We start from the raw sequence: 20,295 nt of genomic DNA, 5'->3' as shown, positions 1-20,295 counted from the left end.
CAACCCATCATCTGGCGAAGCGCCGAAAAGTTGGTCTCGCGGACCTGGCACGCGAAAAGGTCTTCTGGTTCGAACGGGCGCGACAGCCCGCGTTCTACGACCACTGCCAGGCGGTTTTCTCACGCCACGGGTTCGCCCCGTCAAAACTGAGGGAGCCATCGGACCATCACGTTTTACTGGGTGAAGTCGCGAACGGACGTGGTGTAGCCCTGCTGCCGAAATCGTTCACCGCTTTGAAGCGGGCAGGCGTCGTCTACAGGTCGCTGGTCGAGGGCGAGGCACTATCGGTTGGTATCGGACTCGCTTCGCGCGCCGATCGGCCAGGCGTACGAGAAACACTGGCAGCAGCGGCAGAAGTGAACCAGCCGAGGGTTTCAATGGCCTGTCGAATTGCTTGACCTCTGTGGGCCAGGAGCGGACCTCCGACATCAATTCAAAAATCCGTTGATCAGGAACCGCGCCAATTGAACATCGCCCTCCGTAATACAACCCAATCGGATGCAGATGCACTCGTAGCCATCCGCATCGCCGCGATGCGCGAGAGCTTGGAGCGAATCGGTCGTTTCGACGCGCAACGTGCTCGCGAGCGCTTCCTCGCGTCGTTCGACCCCGCGCTGTGTCGATTCATAGAGGTCGATGGTGTTCAGTCAGGTTTTATCCTGATTCGCCCACAGGAAGACCACTGGCTCCTGGACCACTTTTACATTCTGCCGGAGCACCAAGGGAAAGGAATCGGCGCAGCCGTCTTGCAGGCAGTCTTCGCAAACGCCGACGTGCAACGCATGCCAATCCGCCTAGGTGCTTTACGCGGCAGTGATTCAAACCGCTTCTACCAGCGTTATGGCTTCATACCGACGGACGAAGCAGAATGGGACATCTTCTACGTGCGCCAGCCAGGCGAACCTAAACAGATTTCGTGACCGTCCGCTCGCCGCCTGACACGAGACGGCTAATCATATCGACTATCGACGCGCAGATGCCACGCCCATCAGATCGATGCTGCCCCGTCGCCTTGCTTTGCCAGATCTGTGAACACGTCCAGCGCTTCGTAGCACCCCAGGCAGCCGTTGCTCCGTCAATACGCAGGCAGTTCAGGATCGCGACGTGCGAGTATGCCCTCCATGCGTTGTCGTAGCGGTTCGTCAACCATTTCCGGCTGAGGCAACAACCAGTAACGCCCCTCTCGAATGCCGGTGAACACACGTTCAGCGAATTCGTCCGGCGCCAGTCCGTACGCCGACAGCATCGTGCGCAGCTTCTCGACGAACTGCTGGACTTCAGGGCGCTTCGCCGCATCGACAAGGGGCGCGTTGAAAATTCCGCTTTGAACCGGGCCGGGTGCGAGCAACGACGCGCCGATCGGCGCGTTCAGCATTTTGAGTTCACCGTGCAGCGATTCGGTCAGCGCCACGACCGCGAACTTGCTGGCAGAGTAGGGAGCCATCAATGGGCTCGGCAGGAATCCGCCAATCGACGCCGTATTGACGATATGTGCGGGCGTGCCCGCGTTCAGCATCCTGGGCACGAAGCTACGAATACCGTTCAGCACGCCGTGCACGTTCACCGCGAAACTGCGTTCGAATTGCTCGAAAGAGATCTCCCAGGTGAAGCCGGTGGCCATCACGCCTGCGTTGTTGAACAGCAGGTCCACTCGACCATATCGCTGCCAGGTTTGTTCTGCCAGTGCGTCCACGGCGTCAGGGTTGCAGACGTCAGTGACGACGGTCAGCACGTCGGCGTCCAGCGTGGCGGCAAATGCGTCGAGTCGCGGCCGATCAACGTCGGCCAGCACCAGACGCATGCCGAGCGATGCCGCATGGCAAGCAAGGCCGCTGCCAATACCACTGGCCGCGCCAGTGATCACGGCGGTACCGCCGTCGAAGCGAATGGGTGTCGTCAAGATCAGGCTCCGGACGGAACAATGTGTGGATGGACCACGTCCGACAATATCGGCGGAGGCAACAGTTCGCGTCCGTCAAGCGAATAGACGGGCAGTTGGCAGGCAAGCGGAAAGTGCAGACTGTGCGCGACCAGGCCGGTCCGTTCGCGTGCTGACAGGTGACAAAGCGCAAGCGCCGTTTCGGCCAGGTACTCGACCGCTTCGGTCGGATATTGCGCTGGGATATGCTGGTCAGCGCCTGGCGTGCGAATGGCCGTACTGGGTGCCACGGAATTCACCGCGATGTTGTCGGCCTCCAGTTCGGCGGCGAGGCCTTGGGTAAGGCGGTTGACCGCCGACTTGATCGCCGCGTATACGGTTACGCCACCAGCGCTATCGAACACAGAATAGGGACGCAATGGCGCAAGCGCCGTCACGGAACCCAGGTTCAGGATCCAGCCGGCGCCACGTGCGCGCATCAGCGGGATGGCCGCCTGACTCAACGCGAAGGGAATCCGCAGGTAGTGATCCAGCGTACGGTCGAACATTGCCATTGGCATTGGCTCGACGGGGCAGTATTCGGCGAAGCCGGCGTTGTTGACCAGAATGTCGAGGCCACCCGCCGCTGCGGCCGCACGCGCGACCAGCGTGTCGCGCTCCGCTGTTTTTTCCAGGTCGGCGGCCAGTGCGATTGCATGCCCTCCCGCCTGCGTGATCAACGCCACGGTCTCAGCCAGTGTCCCCGGCAGAATGACGGAGTGTTCAAGGCTTCGGCCGCTGACTATCACCGTTGCACCTTCCGCGGCGAAGCGCTGGGCAATGGCTCGGCCGATGCCGCGGCTTGCGCCGGTGATGAGCGCAACTTTGCCGGTCAATTTTTGTTGCCTGTTGGTCGTATCGTTCATTGCGTGATGGCGGGAAGGGTCAGGATGCTTGATTCCAGTGGGCAGAAGGCATGAGAAATGGCCGCCACTGTCCATTCGGGAAACTCAGGGTCGAACCAGCGGTCCACCCAGCCCCAATGAAAAGGGTGTGTCAGATACTCCCCCTGAAGGTCCTCGACGCAGGCGAACTCCTGCTGCCAGACGTGGGTCCACGCACTCGGCGACGTGACCCGGCTCAGTTGCCAGTTGCGAATGGTCGGCATGTACGTCGGCATGCGCAGCAGATCGCGCTCCAGGGCGGCGACGTGTTCGCTGCATGCCTCTGGCCTTACGCGCAATAGCAACGTGCGCCAGACACCGTTTTGCAAGCCAGCCGCCCGCTGGCCATCGTCTAGCGGCCGATACACAAGATGATCCGCACGCGACACGCCCGGCAACCGCGCGAGGCAGGCAGCGGCCGTAGCATCATCGGCACCGTCCTCGAAGTGCAGATCGACGGTATAGTCGCCGGCCCCCCAGCAACCTTCCATGTTTCGCCCAGAGACAATCCGGCGCAGACCGGGTAGCGAGTGAGCACATGCGGCCAGTTCGCGCTCCAGCGTATCGGGGCAAGCGTCATGCTCAACATAGAGCTGGGCTGTTTCAAACCGCATCACGACACTCCAAGGGTTCAGGCAGAGGCTGCTCGGCATCGGTCAGAACATGGCGACGGCGACGATGAGCGAGTTGATCCACCGCCGACCAGAATTCGATTACTTCCAACCCGGCGGCGGCGCGCATGCCGTAGTAGGCGAACACATCCGGTAACTGCCACAGTAGCCATAACGTATTGGATTCGCCTGGGATGGCCACGGGCGGCGATACCCAGCGATTGAGCAGCGCGAGCCCCCGTGCCGAACTGTCACCAAGGTTGCGCTCCTGCAAAAGGGTGAGCACGGCGGGTAGGTGCTCGGCATTCACCAGGATTTCGTCCAGCACGTGGATCATCGGTTGCCTCCTTGATGCGCAGTGGCGTGGAGGCAAGCGCTAGGGCGCTGCAGCGATGGTCTGCCGATCGTCATGGTTCGTATGTTCCGTTTGCGTGAGCGTGTTCGCCTGGGCGGCAGGGACCCGCAGCGGGCAACTGCGCCTGGCTAGGTCTGGGTGTTGCGGGAAAGACCCGATCGTCCCGTTTTGCACGGAAGCGCGAGCGAGTGAATTCATTATGTGGTGGGTCATTAAGCGTGACCCTTACCCCATCGATCGGAAAACACTACCGTGGCGATCAAAACGGGCTTTGCGTGAAGGCGACGCGGCAAGCCGTGTTTGACGTGGGCGCCCTGAGCCTTCCAGCCCGCTACTGGCGACGGCGAAAATGGCTGGGCGCCTGCCCAGTCCAACGAACGAAGGCGCGCCGAAAGGAGGCTTCGTCGCTGAAGCCCAGATGGCCAGCGATGCGGCTCATCGACCAGTTAGTTGAGTGCAGACAGCGCACAGCGAACTCTCGCAGGCATTGTTCACGCAACGCCTGGTAGCCGGTGTTTTGAGCGGCCAGGCGCCGTCGGAGTGTCGGCTCGCTAATAGCGAGGTATGTAGCGATTTCGCTCAAGGTGGGAAGAGGAACTTCCCGCGCCAATGCGGCATCGAGGAAGCCGTATACCTGCTGGGAAACTGACAACGCATCCGGAAGCGTTCCGGTCAGCCGATACGGCACGTCCATCAGGAATGGGGCGAGCTCTGCCGGCTGACGCAGCACGGGCCGCGTCAGCAAAGCGGCGTCGAATGTGAACCCATAGGTCGGCTCACCGACAGCGACCGGCGCCCCGAACAGACCGAGGAAGGGGGAGGCATCTTCGCGCAGCGGATGTGCGAGAAAAACCTTGTCCGGTTTCAACGGTTGCCCGATTAACCAGCTGAAGAGCTGGAGATAGAACAGCAAGCCCGTCAGGTCAACCAGGCATGCCGCAGAACTTTGCCGTTGACGCAACGAGTCCATGCAGAACGTTGCGCTCAGCTGGGTCGCCTTCAAACTCAACGCGCCAGCCCGCGGATGCAGCATGGCGCAGAAGTCGATCGCGCAGTGTATGGCTTCATCAAGCGAACGGCAGCTGAGCAGGCACCGGCACATGAGGTCGACCTCAGTCTTGCGCATCGGAGGATGGCCGTCACCTTGCGCGACTTGTGCCTCCAGTTGCTCGATAGCCGCGCGATACATCTCGACGAAATGATCTGCCGAAAGAGGGGCGGCAGCATCAGGCAAAACCGGCAGCGTGCTTGCGGCGTTCGTGCCGCCATGGCGGCTCAGTTCGTCCAGCAAACGCGAGCCCAGGCCCTGCGGCACGCGCGCCGTGTGCCGCTTTCGCGAAGTTGCCACGCAAATCTCCTTTTGAGCGAGGTCGTAGCGGTTGATGATCGAAACGGTAAGCGTTGCGCTTCCGTACCCACTCGATAATGACATCACGCTGCAAGCCCGTCTGCCAGGTCATGTCCCTGTTAGCGATTCTTGCAGGCTTGCGGGCACGGCGATGATAGTCCTCAGGCGTCGGCCTGTCACTTTTGAACAGAGCATGAGCATCCTCGCAAAGGGCATGCATGGGAATTCTCCCGCCTGATTGCGAGCGACGCTCCACGGAGATGAAATGGAACCTGCAGAAGGTGCTGCAATGCGTGCGGTCGTACTGGATCGCGTTGGCGGACCGGAGGTCATGAAGATCGCCAGTGTTCAGAGACCCGAAGCCGGTCCCGGCGAGATTCTGATCAAGGTCGCGTATGCAGGCGTGAATCCCGCGGACTGGAAGTGCCGGGAAGGTTATCTGAAATCGTTCATCAACTATGCGTTTCCCTTTGTCATCGGGTTTGATCTTTCCGGAACCGTGGTCGATATCGGGCCCGACGTGGTTGGCTTCGAGAAGGGCATGCGGGTTTTTGCACAGAGTGATGTTGGGGCCGGCAAATGGGGAGCCTACGCGGAATTCGTCACGGTTTCGCAGGCGTCAGTGGTGCGCATGCCCGAGAACCTCAGCTTCGCGCAGGCCGCTGCCGTGCCGACACCCGCTTTAGCCGCATGGACGGGGATCTTTGATGATGGCGAGCTCCAGCCCGGTCAGCGCGTGCTGATCCACGGCGGGGCGGGGGCCGTTGGCGCATTCGCCATCCAGTTTGCCAGGCACGTCGGCGCCCACGTCGCGGTCACCTGCGGTGACTACAATTTCGACTATGTCACGGCGCTCGGATCCGACTGCAACATCGACTATCGAACCCAGGACATCCCGGCTGCCGTTTATGAATGGTCGCCGGCAGGGGTTGACCTGATCCTGGACACAGTCGGCTGCGCCACGCTGCCTGCCGGGCTCGACATGCTACGACCGGGCGGCACCCTGGTCAGTATCCTCACCTTGATGCAAGGCGACACCGGGCCGGACCGCGAGGAGGCCGCACGGCGGGGTCTTCGGACCAGGTTGGCGTTTAGCAAGATGCCAAGTGGCCAGCAACTTGGCCAGATTGCGAATCTGCTCGCTGGCGGCCAGGTCCATCCCCCTCGCATCGAATCGTTGCCCATCGACGAAGTGGCGCGCGCTCATAGCATGGTTCAGAACGGCAAGCACCGCGCGAAGCTCGTTTTGCAAATCTCTGACGACCTGACCTGATAGCGCAGAAGCTGATTTCAGTTACACCGGGAACCAGTCAAATAAACTATTCATCAATATGAAGTGAGACAAAGTGATGCCTTCACGTGCAGTAACATTCGGATTGCTTAGTATTAATGCGGCAATGATATTCGCAAGCACTTCCGCGGTGGCCTCCATGAGCTCGGAGGAGGTCAATCAGTTGGGTAGCTCGCTCACGCCGATGGGAGCGGAGCGTGCGGGCAACAAGGATGGAACCATTCCAGCATGGACAGGAAAATGGTTGGGCTTGCCGCCGGGCGTCGCATACAAGGAGGGGGATCGATATCCTGATCCGTACTCGGGCGAACAACCGCGCTTCGTCATCACTGCGCAAAACATGTCCGGATACCAGGCGAACCTGACTGACGGGCAGAAGGCACTATTCAGGCAATCTCCGTCGACGTTCAAGATGATCGTCTATCCGAGTCACCGAGATTTTCGCTACGACGAAGCTGCGTATAAAAATATCAGAACGTACGCACAAAGTGTGCAAATGACCGCGGACGGCAACGGCCTCAAGAGTTATCCTCCGCAGGCGCCTTTTCCCGTTCCTCATAGCGGACAGGAGTTGATGTGGAATTTGCGTTTCTCATCAGCGATCTGCACCGAGGCTGCGGTTTACGATCAGGCGGTCGTCTATCCGACCGGCAATATTGCTTGGGGAAAGTGGAAATACGACATCTGGTCGCCGATGAACGGCCCGAAGTTTGATCCCAGCCAACCATTTATCGACAGGACGTTCGCTCGTGTGGGAACGGATCTGCCGCTTAGCGATCGTGGCAGTCTCATTGTCTCGCAGACCTACTGGAACCACGAAGGATCCGACCTCACCAAAACATGGGTTTACAACCCCGGCACGCGGCGTGTCCGTCAGTCTCCCGAATATGGATTCGATCAGCCTCAGGGGCCGGGCGGATTCAGGACGGTTGACGACGACCGTCTGTTCAATGGTTCTGGTGAGCGTTACGACTGGAAAATTCTCGGGAAAAAAGAGATCTATGTCCCTTACGACAATTACAAACTGAACGATTCTTCGATCAAATATGCGTCGCTATTGACGAAAGGCCATCCCAATCCAGATTTTGTCCGCTATGAGTTGCACCGGGTTTGGGTTCTCGAGGCTACGTTGAAGCCAGGTTTTCGCCATGAGTACGCCAAGCGGGTGATCTATCTTGATGAGGACACCTGGATGGCGTTGCTGGCCGATAACTATGACGCCCATGGCCAGTTGTGGCGAACCAACATGCAAGCGACGTTCTATGCGTATGACGCGCAGCGATTCTATCCAGCAACCGTGTTTTATCAGGATCTTGTTTCTTCGGCGTATATGGCCGATCGAATGACGAACGAGGGCAAGATGGTGCGTCTGAATAGCGACCCGGAATTCAACGAAGGTTATTTTTCTCCGGATTCAATTCGAGCATCAGGTCTTTGAGGCTCATTTTTCTACGCTTCCCGGCAGCCAGGCATCTCCGCGATGCAGGTGCCGGGCGCCTCAAAGGGGGCGTTCGGAGACAGCCGAACTGCGCGAGTCGTGGCACCCATGTCAGCCCACCCGAACTTCCGCAAGAACGGAGGTAGTCGTCCTCAAGTTCTACGGTACTCGCAACCAGGCAACTAGCGCGGCGCGTGGCCATCGTCGAAAAAATACCCGATAAAAAAGCACGCGAGCGCGACGGCGGCACCCAGCACGGCCACCGTCCAGGCGAGCGCGGTGCCGTGCCAGAGTCCGTCGAACCATTGATGAAACTGCGCCATCAGCACCGCCGCATTGCCGCCGATTTGCTGCAATTCGGCCTGATAGCGCGGATCGGCCATGCTGTACATCGCGACGGCGCTATCCGGCGGCGGCGTTGTCGCATAGATGATCGCCGCCGCGATCAGGGCGGCCACGAACACCGCCGTGCCCGCGAGATAAAGCCGCTTCTGGAAGGGCGAGCGCCGTACTGCCGGGTTCTCATCGTGACTGCCGCTCATCGTGTCTGTCTATCCGCTGCTGTCGTCATGGCGACAGTATCGCAGAGCGGCGAGCACACCTCGGCACAAGCCTAGGTTTTCGACGTCAGCAGTTTGAAGCCGGCGATGCCGAACATGATCGCGAGCGAGCCGTCGAGCCAGCGCCGGATCGCCACGTAGATGCGCCGCGCGGACTCGGTCGAAAACAGCACCGCATAGCTGCCGAACACGGAGATGCCGATACACAGGCAGCCGAGCACCACCGGCACCGTGTGCGAGGCACCGCCCGCCGGGGCCATGGCGAGCGACACGATCGACATCCATACGAGGATGGATTTCGGATTCGTGAGATGAAGCGCGAGGCCGCGCAAGTAAAGTCGCTTGAACGGTTCGTCCTGCCGCCTGATGGTCGCCGGCAACGTGCCCGGCCGGAAAGCGGAACGCGCGGATTTGACGCCGAGCCACAGCAGATAGAGGCCACCGGCAATCTTGACCGCCACGAGGCACTCCGAGTAAGTCGCGAGCACCGCCGACAAACCCAGCGACGCCAGCAGAGCCCAGAAGAACGATCCCGAGATCACGCCGAGCGCGAAGCTCAGCGCCGAGCGGCGGCCCGCGCTCATGGCGAGCGACATGATCGCGAGATTGCTCGGCCCAGGGCTCGCCGTACCGACGAAGTAGGCGCTATAGGCGATCAGGACATCGGCGGTGATGAAGGGGCTGGCGATCATGGGCGATAAACCTCGGCGGTGGGCAAACCGTGCGGCTCGGCACGAACACAGGGGGAGGGTACGCGCACGCGAATCGGTGCGCGAACAACGATTCTACGCGCCGCAAGGTGACCCTCACAGGAACAGTTGACGGCGCTCGCAGCAGGACAATTCAGCGCGCACGGCAGCGGCCTGGGCAGCGCCTCAGGCGCTCGCCGCCGCGCCGATGCAGTCGGCCAGTGCGTCCGCCACGGCCTGCCGGCTATGCCGCGGACGCTGCACGAGGCCGATTTCCCGCTGGAACGTCGCGTCGCCGAGTTCGAGCGCCACGACATTGGCGGGCCACTTGCCGAGTCCCGCCGTGTTTGGAAGCAGCGCCACGCCGATGCCGCGCGCGACCAGTTGCACGATCCCCTGCAATTCGTCCAGTTCGATCACGTCCTGTACGTTCAGCCGCGAACGCCTCAGAAAACGGTCCACCAGCCGGCCGCCGAAAGACGTGCGGTCATAGCGGATAAACGGCTCGTTTCTGAGCAGCTCCCGCCACGGGCGCGCCTCGCCCTTGAGACGTGCCAGCGCCTTCGGCACGAGCAGCACGAACGGCTCGGCGACGAGCGTGCGCCATTCGAGTTCGGACGGCAGTGCGAACGGCGGTTTGATGATGACGGCCAGATCCAGTTCACCGGAATCCACTTGCCCCAGCAAGCCGAGCGACACGCCCGGCACGACGCGAATCCGCCAGCCGGGGCGGTCGTCGCGAAAGCGCGCCAGCGCGTCCGCGAGAAACGACACCTGCGCCGACGCGATCGCGCCCACTTTCAGCATGCCGCTTTCCGCCGCGACCGTGCCGCGTTCCGAGAGCCGCGCGTAGAGCGTCATCATTTCTTCGGCGAGCGCGAGCGTTTCGCGGCCGGCGTCGTTGAGCGTGGCGGAGCGGCCAGTGCGGTCGAAGAGGGCAAAGCCAAGCTCTTCTTCCAGCCTCTGCATCTGCGCGCTCACCGCGGATTGCGTGAGGCCGATGCGCGCGCCCGCGCCGGAAAACGTGCCGTACCGGCTAACCGCGATAAAGGTCCTGAGTTCGCTCAGCATGATTCGATTGATCGATTTTGGTGATGGTCAGCTCAAATATATATCGTTTTTCACCAAATTTGATCATGGTTAAACTTTGCTTCACGCGTGCGGCCGGGTTGGCCGGCACGTTTAATCCCAGTCCTGTTAGCGAGTGTTCCCACCATGAGCGTTGCCAATACCGTTTTGCCGCCGTTCCATCTGGCGTTCCCTGTCCATAGCCTCGCCGCGGCCCGCGAGTTTTACGGCGTGCTGCTCGGCTGTCCGGAAGGGCGCAGTTCGGAGGAATGGGTCGATTTCAACTTCTACGGCCACCAGATCGTCGCCCACCTCGCGCCGGAGGAAATCGGCCACCGTCAAACCAGCAAGGTCGATGGCGACGCGGTGCCGGTTCGCCACTTCGGCGCGGTGCTCTCGATGGAACAATGGCAGGCCGCCGCGGATAAACTTCGCAACGCCGGCATCGACTTCATCATCGAACCGCATGTGCGCTTCAAGGGCGAAGTAGGGGAGCAGGCGACCATGTTCTTCCTCGATCCGTCGGGCAACGCGCTGGAATTCAAGGCATTTGCCGATATGTCGTCGTTGTTTGCCAAGTAAGGTTGTTGAAAACCACCGCGAAATGCATCCTTACGTTTACCTTCCTGACAATCCCGCCATTTTCGCGCCATGCAGGTGTTGGTGCTAACGATCTAGCATAAGCGCTGATTCACCTTCCCCTTCTGACCTGCATTTTCTCGGGCGCGTTTCATGTGGATCGTCAACGTTGCGCTTAAACGGCCATACACGTTCATCGTGATGGCCATTCTGATTTTGCTGGCGACGCCGTTCGTGCTGATGACCACGCCGGTCGACGTGCTGCCGGAAATCAATATTCCGGTGGTCAGCATCATCTGGAACTACACGGGCCTGTCTGCCGAAGACATGGCCAACCGCATCACCTCGGTCAATGAGCGCAGCCTGACCACCACGGTCAACAACATCCAGCACATTGAATCGCAGTCGCTCGCGGGCATTGCGATCCTGAAGATTTTCCTGCAGCCGGATGCAAACATTCAGACCGCCATTGCTCAAACGGTGGCGGTCGAGCAGGCGCAGCTCAAGCAGATGCCGCCGGGTGCCACGCCGCCGCTGGTGATCAGCTATTCGGCGTCGAGCATTCCGGTGATCCAGCTCGGCCTGTCGAGCCCGAAGCTCTCCGAGCAGGCGCTCAACGATACGGCGCTGAACTTCCTGCGCCCCCAGCTCGTGACGATTCCCGGCGCGGCCGTGCCTTACCCCTACGGCGGCAAGTCGCGCCTGATTTCGGTCGATCTCGACACGCGCGCGTTGCTGGCAAAAGGCCTGACGCCGTCCGACGTGGTCAGTGCGTTCAACGCACAGAACCTGATTCTGCCGACCGGCACAGCCAAGATCGGACCGAAGGAATACACGATCAACATGAACGGCTCGCCGGCGACCGTGGAAGGGCTGAACGATATTCCGGTGCGCACGCTGAACGGCGCGACGACCTATCTGCGCGAAGTCGCGCACGTGCGTGACGGCTTCTCGCCGCAGACCAATATCGTGCGGCAGAACGGGCATCGCGGCGTGCTGATTTCGATACTCAAGAACGGCAACGCGTCGACGCTCTCGATCGTCAATACGCTGCGCGATCTGCTGCCGGGCGCGCGCGCCGCGTTGCCGCCGGATCTGAACATCACCGCGCTGTTCGATCAATCGGTGTTCGTGAAAGCGGCCGTGCAGGGCGTGGTGCGCGAGGCGCTGGTCGCCGCCGCGCTGACTGCCGCGATGATTCTGCTGTTTCTCGGCAACTGGCGCAGCACCTGCATCATCGCGATCTCGATTCCATTGTCGATCCTGTCCTCTCTGATTGCGTTGCATGCGCTCGGGCAGACCATCAACATCATGACGCTCGGCGGTCTCGCGCTCGCGGTCGGGATTCTGGTGGACGACGCCACGGTGACGATCGAGAACATCGAGCGGCATCTGCATATGGGCACGAATCTCCACGACGCGATTCTCGACGGGGCCGGTGAAATCGCGATTCCGGCGCTGGTGTCGACGCTGTGTATCTGTATCGTGTTCGTGCCGATGTTCTTCCTGACCGGCGTGGCGCGTTACCTGTTCGTGCCGCTCGCCGAAGCCGTGGTGTTCGCCATGCTCGCCTCGTACATCCTGTCGCGTACGCTCGTGCCGACCCTGGCGATGCTGTTGATGGGGCACGCGCACAAGCCGAAGGACGGCACGAAGCCGAGCCTGTTCAGGCGGGTTTATCTACGCTTCGATCACGGTTTCGAGCGCATGCGTGCCGCCTACATCATGATTCTCAGCAACGTGCTGGTGCGGCGTGGCGTGTTCGGCAGCGCATTCCTCGGCTTTTGCATTGTGTCGATGGGGCTGATTTTCGTGCTCGGCGAAGACTTTTTTCCGAGCGTGGACGCCGGCGACATTCGCCTGCACATGCGCGCGCCGACCGGCACGCGCATCGAGGAAACCGCGCGCCTTGCCGACGAGGTCGAGAAGGTGATCCGCGAGGTCGTGCCGCCGAAAGAACTCGGCACGATTCTCGACAACCTCGGGTTGCCGTATAGCGGCATCAACCTCTCGTACAGCAACGCGGGCACGATCGGCACGCTCGACGGCGAGATCCAGGTGGCCCTGAACGAGAACCACAAGCCGACGCAAGGCTACATGGACACCCTTCGCAGAGTATTGCCGCAGCGCTTTCCGGGCGTCGAGTTTTTCTTTCAGCCGGCGGATATCGTCACGCAGATTCTCAACTTCGGCTTGCCCGCAGCCGTCGACGTGCAGATCGCCGGGGCCGATCAGGAGGGCAACCTGGACGTGGCGCGCAAGCTGCTCAAACAGGTGCGGATGATTCCCGGCACGGTGGATACGCATATCCAGCAGAAACTGGACGAACCGGCGATCAACCTGCAGATGGATCGCACGCGCCTTCAGCAACTGAATCTCAGCGCGAGCAACGTGGCGCAGAACCTGCTCATTTCGCTGTCCGGCAGTTCGCAGACGTCGCCGGGTTTCTGGTTCAACAACAAGAACGGCGTCGAGTACAACGTCGCGGTGCAGACGCCGCAGTACCAGATTTCGTCGATCGATGCGCTGTTGCGCACGCCGGTGTCGGGCTCGGCCAACGGGCCGACGCAACTGCTCGGCAACCTCGTGCGGGTTTCGCCGCAGAATCAGTTCGCGGAAGTCACCCACTACAACATCAGGCCGGTGATCGATCTCTATGTGAGCGTCGAAAAGCGCGACCTGGGCAGCGTGGCGAATCAGGTCGACAAGTTCGTGGACAACGTGCGCGCCTCGCTGCCGCGCGGCAGTCAGATCACCGTGCGCGGCCAGGTGGAGACCATGCGCAGTTCGTTCTTCGGTCTCGGCATCGGCGTGGCGATGGCGATCGTGCTGGTGTACCTGTTGATCGTGGTGAATTTCCAGTCGTGGGTCGATCCGCTGATTATCGTCAGCGCGTTGCCGGCAGCGCTCGCGGGCATCGTGTGGATGCTGTTCCTGACGGGCACGCATCTGAGCGTGCCGGCCTTGACCGGCGCGATCATGACGATGGGCGTGGCCACCGCCAACAGTATTCTGATGGTGTCGTTCGCGCGCCAGCGGCTCTCCGCCGGCGCACCGCCGCTCACCGCCGCGCTCGAAGCCGGGGCAAGCCGGATCCGGCCGGTGCTGATGACGGCGTTCGCGATGATCATCGGCATGATTCCGATGGCGCTGGGTCTCGGCGAGGGCGCCGAGCAGAATGCGCCGCTCGGTCGCGCGGTGATCGGCGGATTGCTGTTTGCCACGGTGTCCACGCTGTTTTTTGTGCCGCTCGTGTTTGCCGCGATTCACACGCGCCTCGCACGGCGCCACGGCGATGACGATGACGCGAACCCGACGGATACCCACGGCGGCGCGGGCACGCCCGCGTAAAGATACATGGCTGACTGAATTGGCTGACTAATCTGGCTGACTGAGATGACCGAAAAAACTCACGCATCGCTAGCAATTCCCGCGCGCGAAACCGAAAGCGGCCGCGCGTTGCCGCCGCGCCATCAGGTATGGAAGCGCGCCAGGATCGCCGTCTGGATCGTGCTGGCGCTGCTCGCCCTGGGCGCGTTGCGCACCGTAGTCGCCGACATGATGCAAAACCGCTCGGTAGCGGAGACGACGAGGCAGAATGCCACGCAGTATGTGAACGTGGTGAGCCCGACGCAAACGGACGGCGGCGGCAATACGCTGCTGCCGGGCACGTTGCGCGGCAATGTCGAGTCGCCGATCTACGCGCGTTCAACCGGCTATCTGCTGCACTGGTACGTCGATATCGGCGCACGTGTGAAGCAGGGGCAGTTGCTCGCCGATCTGGACACGCCTGAAATCGATCAGGAGCTTGCTCAAGCGCTGGCGCAGCGCCAGCAAACCAGCTCGAGCCTCGGCCTTGCGAAAAGCTCGCTGGACCGCTGGCAGCAACTGCGTCAGCGCGATGCGGTGTCGCAGCAGGAACTCGACGAACGGCAGAGCACCTATACGCAGGATGTCGCCAACCTCGCCGCCGCGGACGCCAACGTGAAGCGCCTGCAGCAGCTCGAATCGTTCAAGCGCATCGTCGCGCCGTTCGCGGGCGTGGTCACGCAGCGCAACGTCGATGTCGGCGACCTGATCGACGCGGGCAGCGGCACGAGCCGCGCGCTCTTCGCGCTGGCGCAGTCGGATCCGCTGCGCGTCTACGTGCAACTGCCGCAGGCGTATGCGCAGAACGTGTCGGTCGGGCAGAAGGTGGTGGTGACGCAGGCGGAACTGCCGGGTCAGCAGTTTCACGGCACGATCACCCACATATCCGGCGCAATCGACGTGCCCACCCGTTCGCTGCAGATCGAAGTCACGCTGCCGAATCCGGACGGCACGCTGCGGCCCGGCGCGTATGTGCAGGTCGCGGTGCCGGCCGCCGCGCATGCACAATTGATGGTGCCGGGCAACGCGCTGCTGTTTCGCGCTGAAGGTCCGCGCCTTGCGGTGGTCGATGGGAAAGGCAACGTGCAGTTGCGCAAGATCGTGATCGCGCAGGACCTGGGGCAGTCGCTCGAGATCGAAAGCGGGATCGACGCTGGCGACAAGATCATCATCAACCCGAGCGATTCGATCGCCGACGGCGATCACGTGCAGATCGTGCAACCGCAATCCAGCAGCAAGGGGGCGTCGTGAAAGACGTGGTCTCCCGCCGTGCGCTAACGGCGCTGACCGCGCTGGCGGGCACGGCCATGCTGGCGGCGTGCACGGTCGGGCCTGACTATCAGCGGCCGCAGGCCGAGGTGCCGCCTGCCTGGCAAACCGATTCCTACTGGCGTGTGGCCGTGCCTTCGCATGCGCCGATTGCGCCGGACTGGTGGAGCGCGTTCGACGATCCCACGCTCGCCACGCTGGAAACGCAGGCGCTCGCGCAGAATCAGACGCTGGTGGCAGCCGGCGCGCACTATGAGCAAGCCAAGGCGACGCTCGCCAACACCCGCGCGCAGCAGATTCCCGAAGTCGATCTTGCGGCATCGGCCTCGCGCTTCAGGATCTCGAAGGACCGGCCGCTCAGCAATTACGCCACGCCCACGACCTCGACGGTGCAGAACAATGTGCAGTTCGGCCCGTCGATCAACTACGACACCGATCTATTCGGCCGGATACGTCGGGAAGTGGAGGGCGCGACGGCGTCCGAGCAGCAATCGGCGGATGACCTCGCCAACGCGCGGCTCGTCCTCACGACCGATCTCGCCACGGACTACTACTCGCTGCGCGAACTCGACGCCGAGATCGACGTGCTGAACCAGTCGGTGAAGCTGCAACAGAAAGCGCTCGACTATGTCAGCTCCGAGCACGAGCTCGGCGCGGTATCGGGACTCGATGTGCTGCAACAGCAGTCGCTGCTCGACTCGACGCGCGTGCAGGCGCAACTGCTGCTGAATCAGCGCGCGCAGTACGAACACGCGATCGCGGCGTTGGTCGGCGTGCCCGCGCCGCAATTCTCGATCGCGCCGAAGGTGCTCGACCCCCAGGTGCCGGCGATACCGCTCGGCGTACCCAGCGACGTGTTGCAGCGGCGGCCGGATGTCGCGTCGGCGGAACGTGCGATGGCGGCGGCGAACGCGCAGATCGGCGTCGCCAAGGCGGCGTACTTTCCAAGCCTGACGCTGACGCCGGGCATCGGCTGGGAGAGCACGCAACTGGCGAGCCTGGTGAGTGCGCCCACGCTGTTCTGGACACTCGGCGCGACGGTTGGCCAGGTGCTGTTCGGCGGCGGCCGCCGCGCGGCCAACGTGAAATTCGCGAGCGAGGGTTACAAGGCCACGGAGGCGAACTACCGGCAGACGGTGCTCGCCGCGTTCCAGCAGGTGCAGGACGGCATCACCGGACTCTCGGTGCTGGACGGCGCCGCGAAACAGTCGCGCGCGGCCGTCACCGACGCCCAGCATCTGCTTTCGCTGGCGAACGACCGCTATTCGGGCGGCCTCGTCGCCTATCTGGACGTGATTACCGCGCAGCAGTCGCTGCTGAACAGCGAGCGCCAGGACGTGCAGATTCACGGCCAGCAGATGACGCTGGCGGTATCGCTGGTGAAGGCGCTCGGCGGCGGCTGGGAGGCTGGCGCGCAGCAGGACGCCCGATCCGGCGAATCGACGCAGGCGCTGGCTCCCGCGCGGTGAGCGGCCGGATCACGACGCGGCAGGCGCGAGCAAAAGGAATGCAAGGCGTTTCGTATAATGCGGATACAAGGGGACGCGCATGAAATTGCTGATTGTTGAAGACGAGCACAAGGTGGTGGACTACCTGCGCTCCGGTTTGACAGAGCAGGGCTGGGTGGTCGACGTCGCGCTCGATGGCGAGGAAGGCATGCACCTGGCTACCGAATTCGATTACGACGTAATCGTCCTCGACGTGATGCTGCCCAAGCGCGACGGCTTCAGCGTGCTGAAAGCGCTGCGCATGCGCAAATCCACGCCGGTCATCATGCTCACCGCGCGCGATCATGTGAACGACCGCGTGCGCGGCCTGCGCGAAGGCGCCGACGACTACCTCACCAAACCGTTTTCGTTTCTCGAACTGGTCGAGCGGCTGCACGCGCTGGCGCGCCGCACCCGTTCGCAGGAGTCGACGCTGATTTCTGTCGGCGATCTGTTCGTCGATCTGATCGGCCGGCGCGCGACGCGCGACGGCGTGCGACTCGACCTGACCGCCAAGGAATTCCAGCTGCTGAGCGTGCTGGCGCGCCGGCAAGGCGACATTCTCTCGAAGACGGCGATTACCGAGCTCGTCTGGGACGTCAACTTCGACAGTCATACCAACGTGGTCGAGACCGCGATCAAACGATTGCGCGCCAAGCTCGACGGCCCGTTTCCCTCCAAGCTGCTGCACACCGTGCGCGGCATGGGTTACGTGCTCGAAGTGCGTGAGGAGGCGGAGCAGCCATGAACCGTTCAATCGCCCGTCGTCTGGCGCTGATGTTCGCGCTGGTCGCGCTGTCCGTGTTCACGCTGGTCGGCACGGGGCTGTTTCTGGTGCTGCGCACGCAACTCGAACACCATCTGCGCGAGTCGCTCGACGATCGTACGCAGATCGCGCGCATCATCGTCTATCACGCCGTGACGCCGGACAAATGGCGCATGTGCCGCGAAAAACTCACCGACATGACGCCGCACGACGGCAGCACGATGTATTCGGTGGCGAGCACCGATCCGTATTTCAAGTTCGGCAAACCGGTCGAAGGCACGGTGGTGACGAACTGGCCGGGCGGTTACACGCGTGTGAAGCCCGCCGGCGGCGGCCCCGACATGCTCACGTCCACGGTGACGATACCGGCTTACGCCACGCGTCCGCCGGTTCAGTTGCAGGTGGCGGCTAGCTATTCGCCTAACGCCCGCACCATGCGGGTGTTCGCCTCGGCGCTGGCGGCGCTGTCGGCGATCGGCAGTCTCGCCGTGCTTCTGCTCAGCTACTCGGTGACGCGCATCGGTCTCGCGCCGCTCACGCGCCTGACGCGCGACGCGTCGGCGGTGAGTCCGAACAACCGTTCACAGCGCTTGAATACGGCCTCGCTGCCGCTCGAACTGAACGATCTGGCCAACTCCTTCAATGGCGCGCTGGAACGGCTGGACGGCGCGTATGGGCGGCTGGAGTCGTTCAATGCCGACGTCGCTCATGAACTGCGCACGCCGGTGACGATTCTCATCGGGCAAACGGAAGTGGCGCTGACCCGCAATCGCTCGGTCGACGATCTGCGCCATACGCTGCAATCGAATCTCGAGGAATTCGAGCGCATGCGCGCGATCATCAACGACATGCTGTTCCTCGCCCGCGCCGATCAGGGCGAGCGTGCAACGGGTCTCGTGGAGGTCTCGCTCGCCGCGGAAGTTGCGCATACGCTGGAGTTTCTGGAGATTCCGCTCGAGGAAGCGCGCGTGCATGCGCAATTGCGCGGCGACGCGCCGGCGCGCGAGAACCGCTCGCTGTTCGGCCGCGCCTGCACGAATCTGCTGATGAACGCGATCCAGCACTGCGAACCCGGTGCCGTAATCAGCGTGACGATTGCGCGCGACGGCGATCAGGTGCGCGTGTCGGTCGCCAATCCCGGCGAGCCGATCGCGGCAGGTGTGCTCGAACATCTGTTCGACCGGTTCTATCGCGCGGAAGTCTCGCGCACGAACAGCCGCGAAAACCACGGCCTGGGTCTCGCGATCGTGAAGGCAATTGCGGAGATGCACCGCGGCACCGTGTCGGCGCACACCGCGCACGGCACCAACACGTTTGCTTTCTCGGTTGCTGCGGTTGATGCAGTCGCGGCGGCCCCGCACATGGAGGCCGGCGTGCCGGCGGCGCGCCCCAACGCGGCTACGGCCACTGCGGCGGCGGACGGTGCCGCTTACTCGTCGCTGGTGAAGGGCAAGTCGGCCTGAACCGGCAAACGCCGCTGCGGCGGTTGCGCGTTGGCCGGGCTTAGCGCGCTGACACGCACGCCGAGGAGCCGCAGCTTGCGGTTCAATTCCACGCGGCGCAAACATTCGGTCGCGGCGCGCCGGATCTCGGCGGCGTCCGCGGTCGGCACGTCCAGCGTCAGGTCGCGCGTGACCGTGCGGAAATCGTCGTAGCGCAGCTTGATGCCCACTGTGCGCCCCACATAGCCTTTGCGCACCAGATCTTCGGCGACCCGCACGCACAGGCCGGTAAACGAACTGGACAGCGCGGGCCGGTCGTGGCGCGGATGCAGATCGCGCTCGAAAGTCGTTTCGCGGCTCATCGACTTGGGTTCCGATTCGACCACCACCGGCCGCTCGTCGTGGCCCTGCGCAATCTGCACGAGCCATGCCGAGTAGCTGCGTCCAAAGTGATCCTGCAACAGGCCGGCGTCCGCCGCCGCCAGGTCGCCGACCGTGGCGAGGCCGAGCGCGGTCAGTTTTTCCGCGGCCTTGGGCCCGATGCCGTTGACCTTGCGCACCGGCAACGGCCAGACGCGCAACGGCACATCGGCCGGGGTGAGGATCGTGAGGCCGTCGGGTTTGTCGAGTTCGGAGCCGATTTTCGCGAGCAGCTTGTTCGGCGCCACGCAAATGGAGCAGGTGAGGCCGGTGGCCTGATTGACCGCCTGCTTGATGCGCGCGGCGATCTCGCGCGGCTCGCCCGGCAGATCGGTCAGATCGACATAGATTTCGTCGATGCCGCGGTCTTCGATCCGGTCCGTGAAGGTGGCGACCGCCGCCTTGAAGAGGCGCGAGTAATGGCGATACGACTCGAAGTCGGTGGGCAGCAGAATCGCGTCCGGCGCGAGCACGGCTGCCTTCATCATGCCCATGGCCGAGAACACGCCGAGCGCGCGGGCTTCATAGGTGGACGTGGTGACCACGCCGCGGCCCGCGTATTCACGCAGTTTCGCAAAACGGCGGGTGCCGTCTTCGAGCGTTTGCGGCGCAGCATTGCGGCCGCCGCCGATCACCACCGCCTGGCCACGCAGTTCCGGATAGCGCAGCAGTTCGACGGACGCGTAGAACGCGTCCATGTCGAGGTGCGCGATGCGGCGGTTGGCGGAGCTCATGAATCGCGGAAACGGTGGCTAAACCGTCATATTACCGTGCGCCCTTTAAACGGACAGGCTAGGCTCG

At 62.6% G+C, this 20,295-nt stretch carries 19 protein-coding genes; 10 read left to right on the top strand and 9 right to left on the bottom strand.

All coding sequences use genetic code 11. From position 1 onward, the window contains the following. A partial coding sequence (locus A6V37_RS39345; RefSeq protein ID WP_165614454.1) for a LysR family substrate-binding domain-containing protein occupies positions 1 to 398 on the top strand: 398 nt, incomplete at its 5' end. Between the two features lie 66 nt (positions 399 to 464). Further along, entirely contained in the window at positions 465 to 920 is a 456-nt protein-coding gene (locus A6V37_RS21245; RefSeq protein WP_064269202.1) for a GNAT family N-acetyltransferase, read from the top strand. Between the two features lie 155 nt (positions 921 to 1,075). Here A6V37_RS21245 and A6V37_RS21240 read toward each other — a convergent pair whose 3' ends face one another. The 5 genes from A6V37_RS21240 to A6V37_RS21220 all read right to left on the bottom strand — a co-directional run bounded on the left by A6V37_RS21240 (position 1,076) and on the right by A6V37_RS21220 (position 5,116). Continuing rightward, positions 1,076 to 1,900 (bottom strand): SDR family NAD(P)-dependent oxidoreductase, encoded by an 825-nt coding sequence (locus A6V37_RS21240; RefSeq protein ID WP_064269201.1) that lies wholly within the window; start codon positions 1,898 to 1,900, stop codon positions 1,076 to 1,078. Positions 1,901 to 1,902: 2 nt separating this feature from the next. Then, positions 1,903 to 2,784, bottom strand: a complete 882-nt coding sequence (locus A6V37_RS21235) for an SDR family NAD(P)-dependent oxidoreductase (RefSeq protein WP_064269200.1) — start codon at positions 2,782 to 2,784, stop codon at positions 1,903 to 1,905. Beyond that, positions 2,781 to 3,416 (bottom strand): Dabb family protein, encoded by a 636-nt coding sequence (locus A6V37_RS21230; RefSeq protein WP_064269199.1) that lies wholly within the window; start codon positions 3,414 to 3,416, stop codon positions 2,781 to 2,783. Before A6V37_RS21230 ends, A6V37_RS21235 begins: the two co-directional genes overlap by 4 nt. Next, a complete protein-coding gene (locus A6V37_RS21225; protein ID WP_064269198.1) occupies positions 3,406 to 3,750 on the bottom strand; it encodes a hypothetical protein in 345 nt (114 codons plus the stop codon). Before A6V37_RS21225 ends, A6V37_RS21230 begins: the two co-directional genes overlap by 11 nt. A gap of 349 nt (positions 3,751 to 4,099) precedes the next feature. Next, positions 4,100 to 5,116: an AraC family transcriptional regulator gene (locus tag A6V37_RS21220; protein WP_064269197.1), complete on the bottom strand. Its 1,017-nt coding sequence runs from the start codon at positions 5,114 to 5,116 to the stop codon at positions 4,100 to 4,102. 289 nt (positions 5,117 to 5,405) lie between these two features. Between A6V37_RS21220 and A6V37_RS21215 the strand changes: the two genes are divergently transcribed. Further along, positions 5,406 to 6,389 carry an NADP-dependent oxidoreductase gene (locus tag A6V37_RS21215; RefSeq protein ID WP_064269205.1) on the top strand — a complete coding sequence of 328 codons (984 nt, stop codon included), beginning with the start codon at positions 5,406 to 5,408 and terminating at the stop codon, positions 6,387 to 6,389. A gap of 76 nt (positions 6,390 to 6,465) precedes the next feature. Then, positions 6,466 to 7,845 carry a DUF1329 domain-containing protein gene (locus tag A6V37_RS21210; protein ID WP_064269195.1) on the top strand — a complete coding sequence of 460 codons (1,380 nt, stop codon included), beginning with the start codon at positions 6,466 to 6,468 and terminating at the stop codon, positions 7,843 to 7,845. 182 nt (positions 7,846 to 8,027) lie between these two features. Here A6V37_RS21210 and A6V37_RS21205 read toward each other — a convergent pair whose 3' ends face one another. The 3 genes from A6V37_RS21205 to A6V37_RS21195 form a co-directional block, all read right to left on the bottom strand. Continuing rightward, entirely contained in the window at positions 8,028 to 8,387 is a 360-nt protein-coding gene (locus A6V37_RS21205; protein WP_064269194.1) for a hypothetical protein, read from the bottom strand. Positions 8,388 to 8,458: 71 nt separating this feature from the next. Next, positions 8,459 to 9,097 (bottom strand): LysE family translocator, encoded by a 639-nt coding sequence (locus tag A6V37_RS21200; RefSeq protein WP_064269192.1) that lies wholly within the window; start codon positions 9,095 to 9,097, stop codon positions 8,459 to 8,461. A gap of 183 nt (positions 9,098 to 9,280) precedes the next feature. Beyond that, a complete protein-coding gene (locus tag A6V37_RS21195; protein ID WP_064286315.1) occupies positions 9,281 to 10,165 on the bottom strand; it encodes a LysR family transcriptional regulator in 885 nt (294 codons plus the stop codon). Positions 10,166 to 10,309: 144 nt separating this feature from the next. On the opposite strand from A6V37_RS21195, the gene A6V37_RS21190 reads away from it, so the two are divergent. The 6 genes from A6V37_RS21190 to A6V37_RS21165 all read left to right on the top strand — a co-directional run bounded on the left by A6V37_RS21190 (position 10,310) and on the right by A6V37_RS21165 (position 19,095). Further along, positions 10,310 to 10,744 (top strand): VOC family protein, encoded by a 435-nt coding sequence (locus A6V37_RS21190; protein ID WP_064269189.1) that lies wholly within the window; start codon positions 10,310 to 10,312, stop codon positions 10,742 to 10,744. Positions 10,745 to 10,894: 150 nt separating this feature from the next. After that, on the top strand, positions 10,895 to 14,092 hold the full coding sequence (locus A6V37_RS21185) for an efflux RND transporter permease subunit (protein WP_064269188.1): 3,198 nt from the start codon (positions 10,895 to 10,897) through the stop codon (positions 14,090 to 14,092). Between the two features lie 45 nt (positions 14,093 to 14,137). After that, positions 14,138 to 15,361: an efflux RND transporter periplasmic adaptor subunit gene (locus tag A6V37_RS21180; protein WP_064269186.1), complete on the top strand. Its 1,224-nt coding sequence runs from the start codon at positions 14,138 to 14,140 to the stop codon at positions 15,359 to 15,361. A gap of 56 nt (positions 15,362 to 15,417) precedes the next feature. Further along, complete coding sequence (locus A6V37_RS21175; protein WP_082904865.1) at positions 15,418 to 16,848, top strand: efflux transporter outer membrane subunit; 1,431 nt, start codon at positions 15,418 to 15,420, stop codon at positions 16,846 to 16,848. Positions 16,849 to 16,927: 79 nt separating this feature from the next. Beyond that, the gene (locus A6V37_RS21170) at positions 16,928 to 17,614 is read left to right on the top strand and encodes a heavy metal response regulator transcription factor (RefSeq protein WP_064269182.1); all 687 of its coding nucleotides are present in this window, start codon (positions 16,928 to 16,930) and stop codon (positions 17,612 to 17,614) included. Next, the gene (locus A6V37_RS21165) at positions 17,611 to 19,095 is read left to right on the top strand and encodes a heavy metal sensor histidine kinase (protein WP_064286313.1); all 1,485 of its coding nucleotides are present in this window, start codon (positions 17,611 to 17,613) and stop codon (positions 19,093 to 19,095) included. Before A6V37_RS21170 ends, A6V37_RS21165 begins: the two co-directional genes overlap by 4 nt. On the opposite strand, the gene dinB is transcribed toward A6V37_RS21165, so the two are convergent. Further along, entirely contained in the window at positions 19,062 to 20,228 is a 1,167-nt protein-coding gene (gene dinB, locus A6V37_RS21160) for a DNA polymerase IV (RefSeq protein ID WP_064269179.1), read from the bottom strand. The two genes, A6V37_RS21165 and dinB, sit on opposite strands and share 34 nt — an antisense overlap. Positions 20,229 to 20,295 lie beyond the last annotated feature (67 nt).

The sequence above is a fragment of the Paraburkholderia ginsengiterrae genome (assembly GCF_001645125.1).
Taxonomy (GTDB): domain Bacteria; phylum Pseudomonadota; class Gammaproteobacteria; order Burkholderiales; family Burkholderiaceae; genus Paraburkholderia; species Paraburkholderia ginsengiterrae.
The sequence above is the reverse complement of the archived record's forward strand: the minus strand, read 5'-3'. Positions and strand labels throughout refer to the sequence as shown.

Bases quoted from the DNA above. Each gene is read 5' to 3' on its own strand.
- A6V37_RS21235 (WP_064269200.1), bottom strand. From the start codon at position 2,784: ATGAACGATACGACCAACAGGCAACAAAAATTGACCGGCAAAGTTGCG.
- A6V37_RS21230 (WP_064269199.1), bottom strand. From the start codon at position 3,416: ATGCGGTTTGAAACAGCCCAGCTCTATGTTGAGCATGACGCTTGCCCC.
- A6V37_RS21225 (WP_064269198.1), bottom strand. From the start codon at position 3,750: ATGATCCACGTGCTGGACGAAATCCTGGTGAATGCCGAGCACCTACCC.
- A6V37_RS21215 (WP_064269205.1), top strand. From the start codon at position 5,406: ATGCGTGCGGTCGTACTGGATCGCGTTGGCGGACCGGAGGTCATGAAG.
- A6V37_RS21210 (WP_064269195.1), top strand. From the start codon at position 6,466: ATGCCTTCACGTGCAGTAACATTCGGATTGCTTAGTATTAATGCGGCA.
- A6V37_RS21205 (WP_064269194.1), bottom strand. From the start codon at position 8,387: ATGAGCGGCAGTCACGATGAGAACCCGGCAGTACGGCGCTCGCCCTTC.
- A6V37_RS21200 (WP_064269192.1), bottom strand. From the start codon at position 9,097: ATGATCGCCAGCCCCTTCATCACCGCCGATGTCCTGATCGCCTATAGC.
- A6V37_RS21195 (WP_064286315.1), bottom strand. From the start codon at position 10,165: ATGCTGAGCGAACTCAGGACCTTTATCGCGGTTAGCCGGTACGGCACG.
- A6V37_RS21190 (WP_064269189.1), top strand. From the start codon at position 10,310: ATGAGCGTTGCCAATACCGTTTTGCCGCCGTTCCATCTGGCGTTCCCT.
- A6V37_RS21185 (WP_064269188.1), top strand. From the start codon at position 10,895: ATGTGGATCGTCAACGTTGCGCTTAAACGGCCATACACGTTCATCGTG.
- A6V37_RS21180 (WP_064269186.1), top strand. From the start codon at position 14,138: ATGACCGAAAAAACTCACGCATCGCTAGCAATTCCCGCGCGCGAAACC.
- A6V37_RS21175 (WP_082904865.1), top strand. From the start codon at position 15,418: ATGCTGGCGGCGTGCACGGTCGGGCCTGACTATCAGCGGCCGCAGGCC.
- A6V37_RS21170 (WP_064269182.1), top strand. From the start codon at position 16,928: ATGAAATTGCTGATTGTTGAAGACGAGCACAAGGTGGTGGACTACCTG.
- A6V37_RS21165 (WP_064286313.1), top strand. From the start codon at position 17,611: ATGAACCGTTCAATCGCCCGTCGTCTGGCGCTGATGTTCGCGCTGGTC.
- dinB (WP_064269179.1), bottom strand. From the start codon at position 20,228: ATGAGCTCCGCCAACCGCCGCATCGCGCACCTCGACATGGACGCGTTC.